Raw genomic sequence first — 18,554 nt, 5'->3', positions numbered from 1 at the left:
TATGGAATATGAAAACGTATTATGAGAAAGATGCAAAATTAGAGTTATTACAAGGGAAAACAGTTGCGGTAATTGGTTATGGATCTCAAGGTCATGCGCAGGCGCAAAATTTACGTGATTCTGGTGTGGAAGTTGTAGTCGGTGTTCGACCTGGTAAGTCTTTTGAAGTAGCAAAAGCAGATGGGTTTGAAGTAATGTCTGTTTCAGAAGCGGTTCGAACCGCGCAAGTTGTACAAATGCTATTACCGGATGAACAGCAAGCACATGTGTATAGAGCAGAAGTAGAAGAGAATCTCCGTGAAGGACAAATGTTACTTTTCTCACATGGATTTAATATTCACTTCGGGCAAATTAATCCGCCAAGTTACGTAGATGTAGCAATGGTCGCGCCAAAAAGTCCAGGTCATCTCGTTCGCCGTGTATTTCAAGAAGGAAATGGTGTTCCGGCATTAGTCGCTGTACATCAAGATGCAACAGGCACGGCATTAAGTGTAGCGCTTGCGTATGCAAAAGGTGTAGGTTGTACACGTGCAGGTGTAATTGAAACGACATTCCAAGAAGAAACAGAAACAGATTTGTTTGGTGAGCAAGCGGTACTTTGCGGCGGGGTAACTGCACTTGTGAAAGCTGGTTTTGAAACGTTAACAGAAGGCGGATATCGTCCTGAAATTGCATACTTTGAATGTTTGCATGAATTAAAGTTAATTGTTGATTTAATGTACGAAGGTGGTTTAACGAACATGCGCCATTCTATTTCAGATACGGCTGAGTTTGGAGATTATGTAACAGGATCGAGAATTGTTACAGATGAAACGAAGAAAGAAATGAAACGTGTTCTTACAGAAATTCAGCAAGGTGAATTCGCGAAGAAATGGATTTTAGAAAATCAAGCGGGGCGTCCAACGTATAATGCCATGAAAAAAGCAGAGAAAAATCATCAGTTAGAAAAAGTGGGGGCAGAGCTTCGTGAAATGATGAGCTGGATTCATGCACCGAAAGAATTAGTAAAGAAATAGAGAAAGAGATTGTAAGTGAAAAATACGTAAGAGGGGATTTGACAAGATGAGAAGTGACATGATTAAAAAAGGTTTTGATAAAGCGCCGCACCGTAGTTTATTAAAAGCAACTGGTTTGAAAGATGAAGATTTTGATAAACCGTTTATAGCTATCTGTAATTCTTTTATTGAAATTATTCCAGGTCATAAGCACTTAAATGAGTTTGGAAAACTTGTTAAAGAAGCAGTGCGTGCAGCAGGTATGGTTCCATTTGAATTTAATACAATTGGAGTAGATGACGGTATTGCGATGGGGCATATCGGTATGCGTTATTCGCTTCCGAGTCGTGAAATCATTGCAGATTCAGTAGAAACGGTTGTAAATGCACATTGGTTTGATGGCATGATTTGTATTCCAAACTGTGACAAAATTACACCCGGTATGATGATGGCTGCACTTCGTATTAACATTCCAACTGTTTTTGTTTCAGGTGGACCGATGGCAGCTGGGAAGACTTCTAAAGGGGAGGTTGTCGATTTAAGTTCTGTTTTCGAAGGAGTAGGAGCTTATCAATCTGGGAAAATTTCAGAAGAAGAATTAAAGGATATTGAAGATCATGGCTGTCCATCTTGTGGTTCTTGTTCTGGTATGTTTACAGCGAACTCTATGAACTGTTTATGTGAAGTATTAGGTTTAGCTCTTCCTGGTAACGGAAGTATTTTAGCTATTGATCCAAGACGTGAAGAATTAATTAAACAAGCAGCAGAGAAATTAAAGATTTTAATTGAAAGAGATATTAAACCGAGAGACATTGTAACGGAAGAAGCAATTGATGATGCGTTCGCGCTTGATATGGCGATGGGCGGTTCAACAAATACAGTGTTGCACACATTGGCGCTCGCACAAGAAGCGGGTTTAGATTACGATATGAACCGCATTGATGCCGTTTCAAGACGTGTACCACATTTATGTAAAGTAAGTCCTGCCTCCAATTGGCATATGGAGGATATTGATCGAGCAGGCGGAATTAGTGCAATTTTGAAAGAGATGAGCCGAAAAGAAGGGGTGCTTCATTTAGACCGTATTACTGCTACTGGGCAAACATTAAGAGAAAACATTGCTCATGCAGAGATTAAAGATAAGGAAGTGATTCATTCTCTCGAAAACCCTCATAGTGAAGAAGGGGGATTACGTATATTAAAAGGAAACCTTGCGAAAGACGGAGCAGTTATTAAAAGTGGGGCAACAGAAGTAAAACGATTTGAAGGACCTTGCGTTATTTTTAATTCACAAGATGAGGCACTTGCGGGCATTATGCTTGGAAAGGTTAAGAAAGGCGATGTAGTTGTTATTCGCTATGAAGGACCAAGAGGCGGTCCTGGTATGCCGGAAATGTTAGCACCAACGTCAGCGATTGCTGGTATGGGATTAGGTGCAGATGTTGCGCTATTAACGGATGGACGTTTTTCTGGAGCTTCACGTGGTATTTCGGTAGGGCATATTTCGCCAGAAGCAGCTGCGGGGGGAACGATTGCACTTCTCAAGCAAGGGGATATCGTTTGTATCGATGTTGAGGAAAGATTGTTAGAAGTAAGAGTTAGTGATGAAGAATTAGATAAGCGTAAAAAAGAATGGAAACGACCAGAACCGAAAGTGAAAACTGGCTGGCTTGGACGTTATGCGCAGATGGTAACATCGGCGAATACAGGTGCAGTTCTAAAAATCCCGAATTTTGATTGAGCCAATTTAAAAGAGATAAGGATGATATATAATGGTGCAGAAGGTAAAGGAGAGAGTGAAAATTGAAGATATCTTAATGGCTCATAATTGCATGAAAGATATCGTTATTAAAACACCGTTACAACGTGATACAGTTCTATCTGAGAAATATGATTGTGACGTTTATGTAAAACGAGAAGACTTACAATTGATTCGCTCTTTCAAAATTCGTGGTGCGTACAATTTAATTCAAAGTTTATCAAAAGAACAATTACAAAACGGTGTTGTCTGTGCAAGTGCTGGTAATCATGCACAAGGAGTTGCTTACACGTGTAATTTATTGAAGATTCCGTCGAAAATCTTCATGCCAACAACGACACCTAAACAAAAAGTATCGCAAGTACAATTTTTCGGTAGTGATTTTGCAGAAATTGTATTAGTTGGTGATACATTTGATAGCTCTTTCCAAGAAGCACAGCGCTATTGTGAAGAAAATAGAATGACGTTTGTTCATCCGTTTGATGATCCGCATGTAGTTGCTGGTCAAGGAACAGTGGCAGTTGAAATTATGCATGATATGGAGAAACCAGTGGATTATATCTTTACAGCAATTGGAGGCGGTGGGTTAGCATCAGGTGTTGGTACATATGTAAAAGGTGTTAGTCCTGCTACAAAGATCATTGGTGTAGAGCCAATGGGAGCTGCATCTATGAAAGAGGCTTTTCTTCAAAACGAAAATGTCGCGTTAGAGAAAATAGATAGTTTTGTTGATGGGGCAGCTGTCAAAAAGGTAGGAAAGTTAACATTTGAAACTTGTAAAGATGTAATTGATGATATTGTTTTAGTACCAGAAGGAAAGGTTTGTACGACGATTTTAGAACTGTATAAGAAAAATGCAATTGTAGCTGAACCGGCTGGTGCACTATCTATTGCAGCGCTTGATTTATATAGAGATGAAATAAAAGGTAAAACAGTTGTATGTACGCTAAGTGGTGGAAATAATGATATTGATAGAATGCAAGAAATGAAAGAACGTTCGCTCATTTACGAAGGGTTAAAGCATTATTTTATCATTGAATTCCCGCAGCGTTCAGGTGCGCTAAGAGAGTTTCTTGATAAGGGATTAGGGCCAGAAGATGATATTACTCGTTTTGAATACATTAAGAAACATAATAAAGAAAATGGCCCAGCACTAGTCGGAGTAGAGTTGAAACATAAAGAAGATTATGAGCAATTAATTACTCGTTTTAAAGAAAATAATATTCAATTTATGGAGCTTAATAAAAATCCTATTTTGTTTGATTTGCTTATTTAATAGAAGGAAAGAGTTAGCATCCAAATAAAAAAGATAGATGCAAACAGCGGAAATGCTGCTTGTATCTATCTTTTTATAATTACACTATATACTTTCCATATTCAAGTAGGATAAAGCTAGTTAACCAAAAGAGTATCGCAATGCGAATGATTACATACATAGTAAATTCAAAGGTAGTAAGTTTTCGTTCACGTTTTATTTTTTTTAGAAGTTTAACAGAAAAAAATGAACATAAAAGTAGAACGGCTATAGATATTTTATAAATATTCTCTAACAAACTTACATTTTCTAATAAGTCTTTCAGCATGTTCATCACCTATTCTATAAAGTATGTTACAGAGAAATAAATCTTGCGCTGTCTAGTTTCGTTTGTTTTTTATGTTCCCTGTATCATCAATTTCTACATCAGTTGAAATCGTTTGTAAATATTGTAGAGCTTTTCTCTTTTCTTCCTCATTTACAGGGGAAATTTGGTTGTTGCGAATGATGTAAGGATTGAATGACATTTGGACATCCTTTCCTTTAAAAGTTAAAGTTAATACGCCAGTTTCGGCGCTTTTCCCGCTTACATAACTTGGGAATAAAAAGTTGCCTAATGAATAAGCGATAGGAACGTTATTATAATACTCAAATCCTTGTAACCAATGCGGGTGACTCCCGACAATCGCGTCAGCTCCTGCTTCAACCATTTTAGGTACATATTGTTTTTGGTATTCTACCGGACGATTTGATTTTTCAACGCCCCAATGCATATAGATGATTAAATAGTCTGCATCTTTCTTTTGCTCTTTAATTGTTTTTGTTACAAGATTTAAATCATATCCGTTCGCAACGCCAGGTTTATTGTCACCAGCTACCCAATTCGTATCAGGCATAAATCGAACGAAGGAAAGAAATTTGAACTTTTTCCCTTTTACAGTCATTTCTCGTGCAGTATATGCATCCTTTGCATTCTTTCCGGCTCCAATGTAAGGGAACTTTAATTTTTCAACGTGAGAAATCGTGTCTAATAATCCATCTTGCCCATAATCAAGTGTATGGTTATTCCCAATATTTACGATGTCATATCCCGTGTTTTTTATCGCTTTAAGCGTGGATGGATCACTTTTAATCCAAAACAGTTGTCCAGGAGCTTTCTTTTCTCTCGTTGTAAATGCTGACTCTAAATTAACGAAAGAAATATCAGCTTTTGTTATTTCTTCTTTTACATGTTGGAATGGATAATCAGCCCCGTTTTTTTCGATTACAGGACGTAATTGCCAATCGAACATTGTATCACCAGAGAAGGTGAGTGTGATTTCCTTGTCTTCTATTTTCTTTTCACTTGTTGAAGCTGTTTTACTAGATTTGTTTTGCAAATCGGGTTTGTCTTTCGCTTTTGAAATAAAAGAGTAGTTAACTAATAAAACAATTGGTGTAATGCAAAAGGCTATTAACAGAAATCGTTTTAGTAAAGTTTTCATAAATACCTTCCCTTTTGAGTTTATACCGCAATTTGTGGGCAATAAAACTCGCGCTAGTTAAAGTTTCACTTTATGTATAACTACAAATGCAGTTTATGTAGTGAAAACATTTGTTAATATTCTCAATATTAAGTTAACATATAGATAACCTGTAAATCAATGTATAAACCAAAATATAGAAATAAAGAATTCGAAGGGTGAAGAACGAGAGATGGTTATATTAGGAGCAGTTGTAAATGGGATTTGTATTATATTTGGTACTTTACTAGGAAAATTATTTAGTAGAATTCCAGAAAGTATGAAGGGAACAATTATGCATGCAATCGGTTTAGCAGTTACTGTGCTTGGACTTCAAATGGCATTGAAAAGTGAAAATTTTCTTGTTGTCATACTAAGTTTAGTTATTGGTACCGTCATCGGGGAATGGCTACAACTAGAGGAAAAGTTAAAGCTGTTAGGAGATTGGTTAGAAAATAAAGTTGGATCGAAAGGGAAAGGGAGCATATCAGAAGGTTTTGTAACAGCTACTTTAATTTTTGTAATTGGTGCAATGGGGATACTTGGTGCACTCGACAGTGGGATTCGCGGAAATCATGATATTTTATTTACAAAGGCAATTATTGATGGATTTATTTCTATTATATTAACGACGACTTTAGGGATTGGTGTAGTATTTTCGGCAATTCCAGTTATTTTATACGAAGGAGGTATTGCGGTTTTTGCAACACAAATTAATAGTTTGGTCCCGAAAGAATTAATGAATCAATTTATAGTGGAAATGACAGCTACAGGTGGTATTATGATAGCCGCTATTGGATTGAACTTACTTGGTATTATTAAAATTAAAGTGGCAAATTTACTGCCAGGTATATTGGTAGTTGGAATAATTGTTTCACTTATTTACGGTTACGGTTTAATAGTAAAGTAGTAGGGGATGGATATATATATGGAGGAATTTCAATATACAAAACGTGTTCATAACATATTGAAGATTGCAGCAGAAGAGGCGGAAAATAATATTATTCAACCAACTCATCTGTTTATCGGAATGAGTAAAGAAGGCACTGGAGTTTGTAGCGAGTTGTATATGTATTTGTTTCGTAACTTGGGTACGGATTTTTTAGAAAAACTTTCAATACGAAAACAATACGATTCACCGTATCAAAAGTATAAAAAAATAGGACAATATAAGGTATCTTATAAGGTGCTAGAAATTTTACAAATAGCGAAGAAACGTATGGAACGTTTCCAGCAAGTAATGATCAATGAAGGACATGTTATATATGCGCTATTTCGTGTAGATAAGTTTATTGAAAATGCACAAATACAAAAAGATATATTACGTATTATAGCTGAGCCAAGAGATTTAGCGGTTGATCTAAAATGTTTTGTTCCTACTTATAATGATTTAACTTGTACTGTTAGAAAGGCTAACCTTTCTGATTTTGAAAAATTAGCAAGTTTTGTTAATGAGGAATTTGGTGAACGTTGGTTACGTTCAATAGAATATGGATTTCGTACATATAAAGAAAACTTACCTATTTATATAGCAGAACAAGAAGAAGTGATAGTAGGTTTTGCTTGCTATGATGTAGTGAGAGGGAAGAAAGGATTGTTTGGTCCAATGGGCACAACAAAACAAAATCGTGTGAAAGGTGTAGGAAAGCAATTGTTACATCGTTGTTTACATAGTATGAAGCAAGAAGGATATGAATACGCAATTATTGGACAAGCAGGTCCGATTGAGTTTTATGAAAGAAATTGTGATGCGCGTTTAATACCGTTAGAGAATAAGTAACCAACTCCATATATGGGAGTTGGTTTTTTTATGAAAATAATGTAGAGATGTAGTGGTTTTCACTAGAAAATAGCGGGTTTTGTAGTAAATCTTACAAATAAAGCAAATTACTAAACTTTTTACAAGAAAGGGTGTAGAATGGGTATCTAAAGAAAGAAGGTGTGAAAATGGCCAGCTGGAAACGAAATTTAATGATTTGTTGGCTAGGTTGTTTTACCACTGCAGCCGGTATGAGTTTAGTAATTCCTTTTTTATCTTTTTATATTGAGGAATTAGGAGTGACTGGCACTTCAAGTATTGCACAGTGGTCGGGACTTGCATTTGGTATAACATTTTTAATGGGTGCGATCGTATCACCAATATGGGGAAAGCTTGGTGATATACATGGACGGAAATTGATGCTGATTCGTGCGAGCCTTGGTATGGCGATTATTATGACGCTTATGGGGTTTGTAACGGATGTGTATCAACTAGTCGCACTAAGATTTTTGATGGGAGCGGTATCTGGTTTCCTTTCAACGGCGATGACATTTATTGCGGCAGAAACTCCGAAAGAACATTCAGGTTGGGCAATCTCCACAATTTCAACAGGTGGCGTGAGCGGTTCTTTACTTGGCCCATTACTTGGTGGTTATTTGTCTGAGTTAATTGGAATGCGCCATGTTTTTCTTGTTACAGGAGCTTTTTTATTCCTTTCTTTTCTCATCGTTTTTTTCTTCCTACATGAAGAGAATCACTCCGCTCAAGCAAAAAAAGTACAACCGAAAAAAGTATGGACGATGGTTCCAGCAAAGCATTTAATTATTAGTTTATTTGTAACAACATTTATTATTCAACTTGCGAACATGTCAATTCAACCTATTATTACATTGTATGTAAAGAATTTAGAAGGCCCAGGAACAGCTCATATTGAAATGATTGCAGGCGCAGTCATGTCTGCGACAGGTTTAGCTATTATTATGGCAGCTCCTAAGTTAGGGAGATTATCAGATCGTATTGGACCTCAAAAAACGTTAGTTGTGGCATTATTTGCGGCAGGAATTATTTTTATTCCGCAAGCATTTGTAACCTCAGCTTGGCAACTATTAATTCTTCGCTTTTTATTAGGTATCGCACAAGCAGGACTATTACCTTCCGTACAAACTCTACTAAAACAACATACACCAAACCATGTAACGGGAAGAATATTTGGGTATAATCAATCGTTTCAGTTTTTAGGAAATATGATTGGACCAGTACTTGGTGGACAAATTGCAGCTCATGCAGGCTTCCAATATGTTTTCTTCTCTACTTCATCACTATTATTTATTGCGTGCATTTGGGTTTATTTTCACAATAAGAACGAAGAGGTATCAGAGAAACGACATTTGGAAGTTAGTTAACTAAGTGAATGAAAAAGAAAAGGATGAAGCAATGATTGCTTCATCCTTTTCTTTAAAATTGGAGACAAAGATAGCTTAATGTACCAAGCTCGTAACTGCGGTGAATGACTTCACCGTTATTTTCACCGCTTCCCATAGCGATAAATAAAGGAACAAAATGCTCTGCTCTTGGTACTGCTAATTGTGCATGAGGGGCATTGTTCTCCCAATTAAATAATGCATCTTTATCAGTAGTCTGCATATGTTTAATAATCCAATCATCAAATTCAATTGCCCATTGTTCGGGTGTAGTTTGATTCCATTTTAAAGCTCGTAAGTTATGAACGGTAACACCGCTCCCGATTATTAAAATATCTTCTTGTCCAAGTCCTTTTAGTGCTTCGCCAATCTTAAATTGCTCTTTTGCAGCAAGGAATGGATTGACTGATATTTGGACAACAGGAATATTTGCTTCTGGATACATGCGATGCAGAAGAGTCCATGAGCCATGATCTAAACCTCTCGTCATATTATGATGGACTGGAATACCTTTGTTTTTAAATTTTGTTTCTAACATAGATGCAATGTTAGAAGAGCCTTTCGCACGATATTTGATTTCGTATAACTCAGGAGGAAAACCTCCAAAATCATAAATTGTTTCATATTCGTTATCTGCTGAAGAAATCGTTAATACTTCGCTTTCCCAGTGAGCGGTGAAAATAACAATTGCTTTCGGTTTGTATGTTTCGCCAAGTGTTTTTAAAAACCTTGTATAGTCTGTATCTTGAATAGCAAGCATCGGTGATCCGTGTGCTAAAAATAATGATGGCATCATAATAGAAACCTCCCAAAAATATAATAATTACTTTATGTAAGTAACTATATAATAATTACTTTATGTAAGTAACTATATAATTTTATTTTCTGTTCGTCAATATATTAGTTTAAGAGCTAATTGGAAAAGTGGGTCATTTGTCATAATGAAGGCAATTGCATATAATACATAATAAGAATAATGAATGGATATTCATTTTTTGATATACATAATAGAGTTGGGGGCTGACGAAATGAACGTACAGGAAAGTTTCGTTACGGCATTGGATGGATCGGAAATTTATTTACGTAAGTGGCTACCAGAAAGAGATCCGCGAGGGATTATTCAAATTGCACATGGTATGACAGAACATGCAGGTGTTTATACAGACTTTATTGCTGCCTTATTAGAAGCGGGGTATGGTGTTTATGCGCATGATCATAAAGGTCATGGGAAAACAGTGAAAAGAGAAGAAGATTATGGTCATTTTGAACCAAATGTAGGTTGGAGTGAGGCTGTTTCTGATGTTATCTTTGTATCAGAAACGATAAGAAAAGAGCAGACATGCCCGTTGTTTTTACTTGGACATAGTATGGGTTCTTTTTTATCAAGACGTGCTGTACAACTTAAAGGTGGATTATATGATGGATTCCTTATTTCAGGAACTGGTGGGAACCCGGGATTCTTAGGAGTCATTGGTCATAAAGTAGCGACAATCGAGATGAAACTACGCGGGGCAAAAACGAAAAGTCCGATGCTAAACTTTTTATCTTTCGGAAATTTCAACTCACACTTTAAGCCAAATCGTACGAAATTTGATTGGTTATCTTCAGATAATAATCAAGTTGATAAATATATTGCGGATCCTTTATGTGGATTTATTTGTACAACAAGCTTTTATCGTGAATTATTTTCTGGGGTATTAGAAGTAAATAAACTAGAAGAGTTTAAGAAAACACCGAAAAATCTTCCAATACATATTTTTTCAGGAGATCGTGATCCTGTTGGGGATATGGGGAAAGGTGTAAAAAAAGTATATGAAAATTATAAAAAATGTGGCGTGAAAGATGTAACGCTGCGCTTATATGAAAATGGAAGACATGAAATGTTCCACGAAGTAAATAGAGATGAAGTATTTCAAGATTTGATTTCTTGGTTAGATGGGCATATTGTATGAGAAGAAACCTCACTTTTTTCAAGTGAGGTTTCTTTGAGGAAATGGAGGAATAGTTATGAGTGAATTTGTAAATAAAGAGTATATAGAAATAGATTTTCAAGATGTTTTGATTAAAGAAGAGGAATTGAAAAATTGTACGTTCATAAAATGCTGTTTTAGAGGGGTGGATGCAACGGAAGTTTCTACTGAAAATTGTAATTTCATAGAATGTGATTTTACCGGTGCTCTATTTAACGCTTCTATCCATCAAGGAACTACATTTGCAAATTGTAAGTTTGTTGGTGTGAATTTATTCGTATCGAAGTTTGAAGAATGTAAAATGACTGGCTCTGATTTTGAAGAAGCGAATTTAGACGGAATAACTATAATATCGGGCGATTGGTCATATACGAATTTAAGGTTCGCGAACTTAAGTAAACAAATGTTAAAGGGTATACGTTTAATTGAAGCTGACCTATATGAATGTAATTTAGAAAAAGCAGATTTACGTGAAGCCGATTTAACAGGTGTACAACTAGGTAAGGCGAAACTTAGCGGTGCAAATTTAAAAGGGGCGATAGTTGATAGAATTGATTTTACAAGTTTTGATTTGAAAAATGTGAAATTAGATATAGCGCAGGCAGTTGCAGTAGCAAGATGTTATGGGGCTAAGGTGAACTAAATTGTTTGTAAAACCGTTCAAATTGTTGAACGGTTTTACAAATCATAATAGTAGTATAATAGTGAATGAGGTGTTAATAATATGGAAGATAAAACATTAGGTATACTACTAGATGTTGTTGGGGAATTATTTTCAGATGAAATATCAATCGCCGTTTCGAATACGAAAGAATATATTTACTATCGGCCAAGTAAACGAATTGATTTAAAGATTAGCGCCGGGAATCCTATTAAGGAAGGAACGATTGCACATAAAGCAATGGTAACGAAGCAAAAAGCCTCTGAGTTTATTAACCGAGATGTTTTCGGTATTCCTTATCATGGAATGGCCGTACCATTTGCAAATAATGGAAATATTGAAGGTTGCGTGACGGCAATTTATCCCGCTTTAACGGATGGTAAGTCAGTCGTTACTTTAAAAACAACAGACGGATGGGTTCCAGTTCCTTTTGCAAAGGTCATGTATTTAGAGGCTAAAGATAAAAAGACATATGTGAATTCAGAAGAGTTAACAGGAACGCATAAATACTCTCTACAAGAATTCGAATACTTGCTTCCGAAAGATTCGTTTATTAGATGCCACCGTTCCTTTATTGTAAATGTTAATCATATTAAAGCGATTTATCCTGATACCCATTCTACTTTTTTACTTTCTATGGATAACGGAGAGAGGGTACCAGTAAGTCAATCATACGCCAGTTATTTTCGTAAGCTTCTAGGATTCTAAAATTTTCTGCTTTAGAACCTAGATTCGCTGTTTTATCTGAATTTTCGGCATTGTGTAAGAAAACCCCTATTTTGATGGTGTTAATGTGTAAAATAATTATGAATATTCATTGGGAGAGGGATTACATATGGAGAATAATTTAGATAGAATTAGGGATCAACGATTAAAAGATCGAGTAGTTACACCTGAAGAAGCAGCTTCATGGATTAAAAGTGGAATGACTTTAGGATTAAGTGGATTTACACGTGCTGGTGATGTAAAAGCAGTCCCATTTGCACTTGTAAACCGAGTTAAGAATGATAAATCTTTTAAAGTAAATGTTTATACAGGGGCTTCCTTAGGTTCGGATGTAGATAAATTATTTGCTGAGGCAGGAATTTTAGGGAAAAGATTGCCTTTCCAAGCAGATGCAACTATGCGAAAAGGAATTAATAACGGGGACTTTTTATTTGTGGATCAGCACTTATCTCATACAGCAGAGTTACTTCGTGCTGACGTTATGGATATAGATTTCGCTATCTTGGAAGCGGTTGCGATTACTGAAGATGGAATGATTATTCCAACCACTTCAATTGGAAATTCCTTAGCATTCTCCTTAAATGCTAAGTCCATTATTATTGAAATGAATATGGCTCAATCTACGCAATTAGAGGGGCTACATGATTTATATGAACCAGGTAAACAAGGGGAAAGACTCCCTATTCCGCTCGTAAAAACGGATGATCGAATTGGAACAATCGGTATCCCAATTGATGCTGAAAAAGTGAAGGGAATTGTGTTTACGAATCAACTGGATTCGCCATCGACAATTGTTCCTCCAGATGAAGAAACTGTTATTATGGCACAGCATTTAATAGAGTTCCTTCGAGAAGAGGTTAAAGTAGGCCGATTAACAAATCGTTTAGCGCCGTTACAATCGGGAATTGGTTCAGTTGCTAATGCAGTATTGCACGGCATGCTAGATTCGGAGTTTGAAGATTTAGAGGTATATTCTGAAGTTTTACAAGATGCGGTCTTTGATCTAATGGATGCTGGGAAAGTCAATTTTGCTTCCTGCTGCTCCATCACGCTTTCTGAAGAGAAAATGCAACAAGTATTTTCTAACTTTGAAAAATATCGTGACAAATTAATGATGCGCCCGCAAGAGATTTCTAATCATCCTGAAATCATTCGTCGCCTTGGATTAATCTCGATTAATACTGCTTTAGAATTAGATATATACGGAAATGTTAATTCTACTCATGTTTTAGGTACAAAAATGATGAATGGTATTGGTGGTTCTGGTGATTTTGCGAGAAATGCACGTCTAGCTATTTTTGTTACTAAATCGATTGCAAAAGGTGGCAACATATCAAGCATCGTTCCTTTCGTTTCTCATGTAGACCATAGTGAACATGATGTAGATGTTATCGTCACTGAACAGGGGTATGCTGACTTAAGAGGGCTTGCGCCAAGAGAAAGAGTGGAACTAATTATTGAGAATTGCGTACATCCAATGTATCGTGAACAGCTACGAGCTTATTACGAGGAAGCAAAAACAAGAGGTGGACAAACTCCTCATATTTTAGAAAAAGCTTTTTCTTGGCATACAAACTATGCTAAAAATGGAACAATGCTTGAAGCGGTAGTAGAAACTGTTTAGAAATGCAAAAATGATGCTTAATATAATATGCCATAAAGGTTAAAAGAAAAAGAACGCCAATTTTCAGGAATGGCGTTTTTTTTCTTTTAAAAAATTGTTACCTATTATGAGGAATTATAAAAGTAATCTCTTATTTACGGAAATAAGAGGTTTTTTTAATTACTTTTCGAATCATTTTAATAGTTTATATATCAAAGGTGAGGAGAAAGAATCATGAAGATAAGAAATGCGTTATTAAGTGAAGCAAATCAATTAAGTGAACTTGCACTACATTCAAAAGCAACGTGGAACTATAGCGAAGCATTCATACTTGCTTGTAAGGAAGATTTAACAATTACTGATGAGTACATAAAAAATAATTTTGTATATGTTTTAGAAAACGATAATACGAAGATTGGTTTTTTCTCATTTTTACGTAATGATAACGCTCTTGATCTCCTGTACATTCAGCCTCGTTACAAAGGAAAAGGGTACGGGAAAATACTTTGGGAGTATGTATTAGAAAAAGCAAATGAGCTAGGAATAAAAAGTTTTACAATTGATAGTGATCCGAATGCAAAAGGGTTTTACTTGAAGATGGGAGCAAAGTTAATAGGAGAGACACCATCAACGGTTTTTGAGGATCGTTTACTGCCTCTTTTGCAACATGATGTGTAAAACAATTAATAGTAGGAGAAGATTAGAATGGATGATGTAAAGATAAAAAGGATATATGAAGCACTAGTAAAATCATGGTCGATTGAAACAAGTTCAAAGTGGACTATTGAGAATCCGGCAAAGGGACAGTGTGGTGTAACGGCTTTAGTCGTTCAAGATATATACGGAGGAAAAATCAAAAAGACAAAAGTAGGGGAGGTGTGGCATTTTTATAACTGTATAGTTGGACAGAGGTTTGATTTTACAGAGATTCAGTTCAATGGAAGATTGAATTATTTGGATGTGGAATCAAATCGAGAAGAAGCATTTGCAGATACAAATGAAAAACAATATAGCATTTTGAAGGAAAAGATAATGAAAGAGTTGAAATTATCTTTTGACTCTTAATCTTTAATAAGTTACTATAATGGTGGTAACTTATTAAAGGGAACTTCATAGAGTTGAAAGGGGAAATACTTTTGAAAACAACTTATGTAAACGCTACAATCGTAACGATGAATGAACAAAACGAAGTGATAGAAAATGGATATATCATTGTAGAAAATGATCAAATTATAGATGTAAAGAGCGGAGAATTCGCTAATAATTTTGAAGTAGATGAAGTAATTGACATGAAAGGAAAGTGGGTTTTACCAGGACTTGTAAATACACATACACATGTTGTAATGAGTCTCTTAAGAGGTATTGGCGATGATATGCTATTACAGCCGTGGCTTGAGACGAGAATTTGGCCACTTGAAAGTCAGTTTACGCCAGAGCTTGCGGTCGCTAGTACGGAATTAGGATTACTTGAAATGGTGAAAAGTGGTACAACATCATTCTCTGATATGTTTAATCCAATTGGAGTAGATCAAGATGCAATTATGGAAACGGTATCAAAGAGTGGAATGCGAGCTGCTGTTTCGAGAACTTTATTTAGCTTCGGAACGAAAGATGATGAAAAGAAAGCCGTTGAAGAAGCTGAAAAATATGTGAAGCGTTACTATAATGAAAGTGGTATGTTAACTACGATGGTTGCGCCGCATAGTCCATATACATGTTCCACAGAACTGTTAGAAGAATGCGCACGAATTGCAGTAGAAAATCAAACGATGGTTCATATTCATCTTTCGGAAACAGAGCGTGAAGTACGTGATATTGAAGCACAGTACGGAAAACGTCCAGTAGAATATGCAGCAAGTTGCGGGTTGTTTAAACGTCCAACAGTTATTGCACACGGTGTAGTATTAAATGAAAATGAGCGTGCATTTTTAGCAGAACATGATGTTCGAGTAGCTCATAACCCGAATAGTAATTTAAAACTAGGTTCAGGTATAGCAAATGTAAAAGCGATGCTAGAAGCAGGAATGAAAGTAGGAATTGCAACAGATAGTGTAGCATCCAACAACAATTTAGATATGTTTGAAGAAATGCGTATAGCGACATTATTACAAAAAGGCATTCATCAAGATGCAACAGCGTTACCAGTTGAAACAGCTCTTACACTTGCGACTAAAGGAGCTGCTGAAGTAATCGGGATGAAACAAACAGGCTCACTTGAGGTCGGAAAGTGTGCCGATTTTATCACAATTGATCCATCTAATAAGCCGCATTTACAACCAGCAGATGAAGTGTTATCGCACCTTGTATATGCTGCTAGTGGAAAAGATATAAGCGATGTAATTATTAACGGAAAACGTGTCGTTTGGAATGGCGAATGTAAAACGTTAGATGAAGAGCGTATTATATTTGAAGCGAGTCGTTATAAACGAGGTTTGCAAAGATAGGTAATTATATGTAGTTGAAAAAGCTATCCTTTTTTAAAAGGATAGCTTTTTTCTTGGACGAATAAATATTCAAAAGAATGTCGCATCTTTCTGTTAGTATTTCTGCTATAATATATTACGCTTTATAATATATTATACTTAAGGAGAACAACTCATGAAGCGAAAAAAGAGCCATTTAATGGTAATGGCACTTGTTACATCTTTATTATTAACAGCTTGTAATAATAAAGCGAATAAAAGTGACACAGAGGCAAAAAAACAAGTATTACATGTAACGGTATCGGAAGAAATCCCTTCTCTTGATACTGCGAAAACGATGGATGGTACATCAGCACATGTTATGCAAAACATATTTGAAGGTTTGTATGTATTAGATGATCAAGATCAGCCTATTCCAGCAGTAGCAAAATCGTTTAAAAGAAGTGAAGATGGTAAAAAATATACATTTGATTTGCGTAAAGATGCAAAATGGTCAAATGGAGACAGTGTAACAGCAAATGATTTTATGTTTGCGTGGAAACGTGCAATTAAACCTGAAACAGCGTCTCAATATGCGTACATGCTCTTTCATGTGAAAAATGCGAAAGAGATAAATAAGGGAACAATGCCTCTTGATGAACTTGGGGTTAAAGTTATAAATGATTATAAGTTAGAAGTGGAACTCGAACAGCCAATTCCGTATTTTTTACAGTTGTTAGCACTGCCGATTTACTTGCCACAGCATGAGTCATTTTTGAAAGAACAAGGAAAGAATTATGCATTGGAACCTAGTAATCTCATATATAACGGCCCATTTGTATTAGAGAAATGGAAGCATGAACAAGAGTTTCAATTAAAGAAGAATGCTACATATTGGGATGAAAAGAAAGTGAAATTAGACGAGATAAACTTTCAAATTGTAAAGGATACAATGACCGCTGTTAATTTATACGAAGCTGGTAATTTGGATCGAGTGACTATTAATTCTCAATTTGTAGACAAGTATAAAGGGAATAAGGAATTACATATGTCGAGCGATCCTGGAATTGCTATGCTACGTTTTAATGAAAAAAATAATGCGTTAGCAAATAAGAAAGTGCGTCAGGCTATTTCATTCGCGTTAAATAAAGAAGATTTCGTTGCTCACTTTATAAATAACGGGTCAAAACCTGCAAGCGGACTTGTACCAGTTGGTCATATAAATGAAGAGACTGGCAAAGATTTTAGAAAAGAAAACGGAGATCTTTCTTCATATGATTTGCAAAATGCGAAAAAGATTTGGGAAGAAGCGAAAAAAGAACTAGGAGTAGACGAAGTAAACCTCGAGTTTTTAACGTATGAACAAGATAATGCAAAACGTATGGCAGAATATATAAAAGGTGAATTAGAAAAGCATTTGCAAGGATTAACGATACAAATTAAACAACAGCCATTTAAGCAAAAATTACAGTTAGAACAAACAGGAGATTACGATATATCTATGGCAAATTGGGGACCGGATTATAAAGACCCAATTAGTTATTTAGAACTCTTTACGACGGATAATCAGAATAACAAAATGAACTATTCTAACCGACACTACGATGAATTAATAAAGAAAGCGAAAAGCGATCTAGTACTAGATCAGAAGAAAAGATGGGAAGCATTGCAAGAGGCCGAGCGTATTTTATTAGAGGATGCAGCTGTAGCACCGCTGTATCATATTGGTTCAGCATATGTACAAAAGGATTACGTAAAGGGAATTGAAAAGCATCAATTTGGTGGTGTTTATACTTATAAGAATGCTTATATCCTAAATTAATAAATACAAAAAACCTTACTTTTTAAAAGTAAGGTTTTTTACGCATGCATTCTATTAAACCGATTTTAATAAAGAATAAAAATTCGTATCATATGGGATATCATCTTGATACATATAATTTTTTAAAAAGCCTTCTTTTTCAAATCCTAATTTTAATAACACTTTATTGGAAGCTTCATTTTCAAGAAATACAATTGCTCCGATCCGTTTTAAATGAAGTGTGTGGAAACCGTATGATATAACGTCAGAAACAGCTTCAGTTGCATATCCTTTTCCCCAGTGTTCAGGGAGAAAGGCATAACTTATATTGGCTCGTTTATGCTCAGAAGACCAATCATGAAACCCAATTGTTCCAACGAGCTCTTTCTTGTCCTTTAATTCGATACCCCATTTTATACCGCTTCTTGCATTGTAACTGAGCTTAAAGTTATGAATGACTTGTTTCACTTGATCAATATTTTGTAATGGTTTTTGGCCATAATAGCGCAGTACGTCAGCATTAGAAAAGCATTGTAGTATACTCGGTGCATCTTCTTCGGTAAGTTCTCGTAAAATGAGTCGGTCGGTTTTTAATATAGGAAACATACTTTCACTCCATTTCTTCTGAAACTAGAATGTGTTGTTATTATATAATTTAGTCTGAAAATAAAGATTATTCAAGAGGGAAGTATGGTTTTAA

18 protein-coding genes are annotated in these 18,554 nt (G+C 35.7%); 14 read left to right on the top strand and 4 right to left on the bottom strand.

Going from position 1 to position 18,554, the window contains the following annotated elements; translation table 11 throughout:
- The first annotated feature begins 8 nt into the window (after window positions 1-8).
- Genes ilvC through ilvA form a run of 3 tightly spaced genes read left to right on the top strand, consistent with a single transcriptional unit; the run spans window position 9 to window position 4,030 of the window.
- A complete protein-coding gene (gene ilvC / locus QCI46_RS18705; RefSeq protein ID WP_088608682.1) occupies window positions 9-1,016 on the top strand; it encodes a ketol-acid reductoisomerase in 1,008 nt (335 codons plus the stop codon).
- A 46-nt stretch (window positions 1,017-1,062) separates the two neighbouring features.
- Window positions 1,063-2,736: a dihydroxy-acid dehydratase gene (gene ilvD / locus QCI46_RS18700; RefSeq protein ID WP_064476429.1), complete on the top strand. Its 1,674-nt coding sequence runs from the start codon at window positions 1,063-1,065 to the stop codon at window positions 2,734-2,736.
- Between the two features lie 31 nt (window positions 2,737-2,767).
- Complete coding sequence (gene ilvA, locus QCI46_RS18695; RefSeq protein WP_353841121.1) at window positions 2,768-4,030, top strand: threonine ammonia-lyase IlvA; 1,263 nt, start codon at window positions 2,768-2,770, stop codon at window positions 4,028-4,030.
- A gap of 79 nt (window positions 4,031-4,109) precedes the next feature.
- On the opposite strand, the gene QCI46_RS18690 is transcribed toward ilvA, so the two are convergent.
- Together QCI46_RS18690 and QCI46_RS18685 are read right to left on the bottom strand one after the other, a co-directional pair.
- On the bottom strand, window positions 4,110-4,337 hold the full coding sequence (locus QCI46_RS18690) for a hypothetical protein (RefSeq protein WP_046959079.1): 228 nt from the start codon (window positions 4,335-4,337) through the stop codon (window positions 4,110-4,112).
- A 52-nt stretch (window positions 4,338-4,389) separates the two neighbouring features.
- Window positions 4,390-5,493 (bottom strand): CapA family protein, encoded by a 1,104-nt coding sequence (locus QCI46_RS18685; protein WP_353841120.1) that lies wholly within the window; start codon window positions 5,491-5,493, stop codon window positions 4,390-4,392.
- A gap of 211 nt (window positions 5,494-5,704) precedes the next feature.
- On the opposite strand from QCI46_RS18685, the gene QCI46_RS18680 reads away from it, so the two are divergent.
- From QCI46_RS18680 to QCI46_RS18670, 3 genes are all read left to right on the top strand, one after another.
- Window positions 5,705-6,421: a DUF554 domain-containing protein gene (locus QCI46_RS18680; RefSeq protein WP_353841119.1), complete on the top strand. Its 717-nt coding sequence runs from the start codon at window positions 5,705-5,707 to the stop codon at window positions 6,419-6,421.
- A gap of 18 nt (window positions 6,422-6,439) precedes the next feature.
- On the top strand, window positions 6,440-7,291 hold the full coding sequence (locus QCI46_RS18675; RefSeq protein WP_353841118.1) for a GNAT family N-acetyltransferase: 852 nt from the start codon (window positions 6,440-6,442) through the stop codon (window positions 7,289-7,291).
- 167 nt (window positions 7,292-7,458) lie between these two features.
- On the top strand, window positions 7,459-8,673 hold the full coding sequence (locus QCI46_RS18670; RefSeq protein WP_353841117.1) for a multidrug efflux MFS transporter: 1,215 nt from the start codon (window positions 7,459-7,461) through the stop codon (window positions 8,671-8,673).
- 52 nt (window positions 8,674-8,725) lie between these two features.
- Here QCI46_RS18670 and QCI46_RS18665 read toward each other — a convergent pair whose 3' ends face one another.
- Window positions 8,726-9,487, bottom strand: a complete 762-nt coding sequence (locus tag QCI46_RS18665) for a DODA-type extradiol aromatic ring-opening family dioxygenase (RefSeq protein ID WP_353841116.1) — start codon at window positions 9,485-9,487, stop codon at window positions 8,726-8,728.
- Window positions 9,488-9,719: 232 nt separating this feature from the next.
- On the opposite strand from QCI46_RS18665, the gene QCI46_RS18660 reads away from it, so the two are divergent.
- From QCI46_RS18660 to QCI46_RS18625, 8 genes are all read left to right on the top strand, one after another.
- On the top strand, window positions 9,720-10,643 hold the full coding sequence (locus QCI46_RS18660; RefSeq protein ID WP_353841115.1) for an alpha/beta hydrolase: 924 nt from the start codon (window positions 9,720-9,722) through the stop codon (window positions 10,641-10,643).
- A 55-nt stretch (window positions 10,644-10,698) separates the two neighbouring features.
- Window positions 10,699-11,304, top strand: a complete 606-nt coding sequence (locus QCI46_RS18655) for a pentapeptide repeat-containing protein (protein WP_087983019.1) — start codon at window positions 10,699-10,701, stop codon at window positions 11,302-11,304.
- Window positions 11,305-11,385: 81 nt separating this feature from the next.
- Window positions 11,386-12,030: a LytTR family DNA-binding domain-containing protein gene (locus tag QCI46_RS18650; RefSeq protein ID WP_353841114.1), complete on the top strand. Its 645-nt coding sequence runs from the start codon at window positions 11,386-11,388 to the stop codon at window positions 12,028-12,030.
- 127 nt (window positions 12,031-12,157) lie between these two features.
- On the top strand, window positions 12,158-13,672 hold the full coding sequence (locus QCI46_RS18645; protein ID WP_353841113.1) for a succinyl-CoA:acetate CoA-transferase ScpC: 1,515 nt from the start codon (window positions 12,158-12,160) through the stop codon (window positions 13,670-13,672).
- Window positions 13,673-13,885: 213 nt separating this feature from the next.
- Window positions 13,886-14,329 carry a GNAT family N-acetyltransferase gene (locus tag QCI46_RS18640; protein ID WP_353841112.1) on the top strand — a complete coding sequence of 148 codons (444 nt, stop codon included), beginning with the start codon at window positions 13,886-13,888 and terminating at the stop codon, window positions 14,327-14,329.
- A 27-nt stretch (window positions 14,330-14,356) separates the two neighbouring features.
- Window positions 14,357-14,716, top strand: a complete 360-nt coding sequence (locus tag QCI46_RS18635) for a YunG family protein (RefSeq protein ID WP_353841111.1) — start codon at window positions 14,357-14,359, stop codon at window positions 14,714-14,716.
- Between the two features lie 53 nt (window positions 14,717-14,769).
- Window positions 14,770-16,095: a bifunctional S-methyl-5'-thioadenosine deaminase/S-adenosylhomocysteine deaminase gene (locus QCI46_RS18630; RefSeq protein WP_353841110.1), complete on the top strand. Its 1,326-nt coding sequence runs from the start codon at window positions 14,770-14,772 to the stop codon at window positions 16,093-16,095.
- Between the two features lie 154 nt (window positions 16,096-16,249).
- Window positions 16,250-17,875, top strand: a complete 1,626-nt coding sequence (locus QCI46_RS18625) for a peptide ABC transporter substrate-binding protein (RefSeq protein ID WP_353841109.1) — start codon at window positions 16,250-16,252, stop codon at window positions 17,873-17,875.
- Between the two features lie 54 nt (window positions 17,876-17,929).
- On the opposite strand, the gene QCI46_RS18620 is transcribed toward QCI46_RS18625, so the two are convergent.
- Entirely contained in the window at window positions 17,930-18,460 is a 531-nt protein-coding gene (locus tag QCI46_RS18620) for a GNAT family N-acetyltransferase (protein ID WP_353841108.1), read from the bottom strand.
- Window positions 18,461-18,554 lie beyond the last annotated feature (94 nt).

The sequence above is a fragment of the Bacillus cereus group sp. RP32 genome, assembly GCF_040459735.1.
Classification (GTDB): Bacteria; Bacillota; Bacilli; order Bacillales; family Bacillaceae_G; genus Bacillus_A; species Bacillus_A wiedmannii.
The sequence above is the reverse complement of the archived record's forward strand: the minus strand, read 5'-3'. Positions and strand labels throughout refer to the sequence as shown.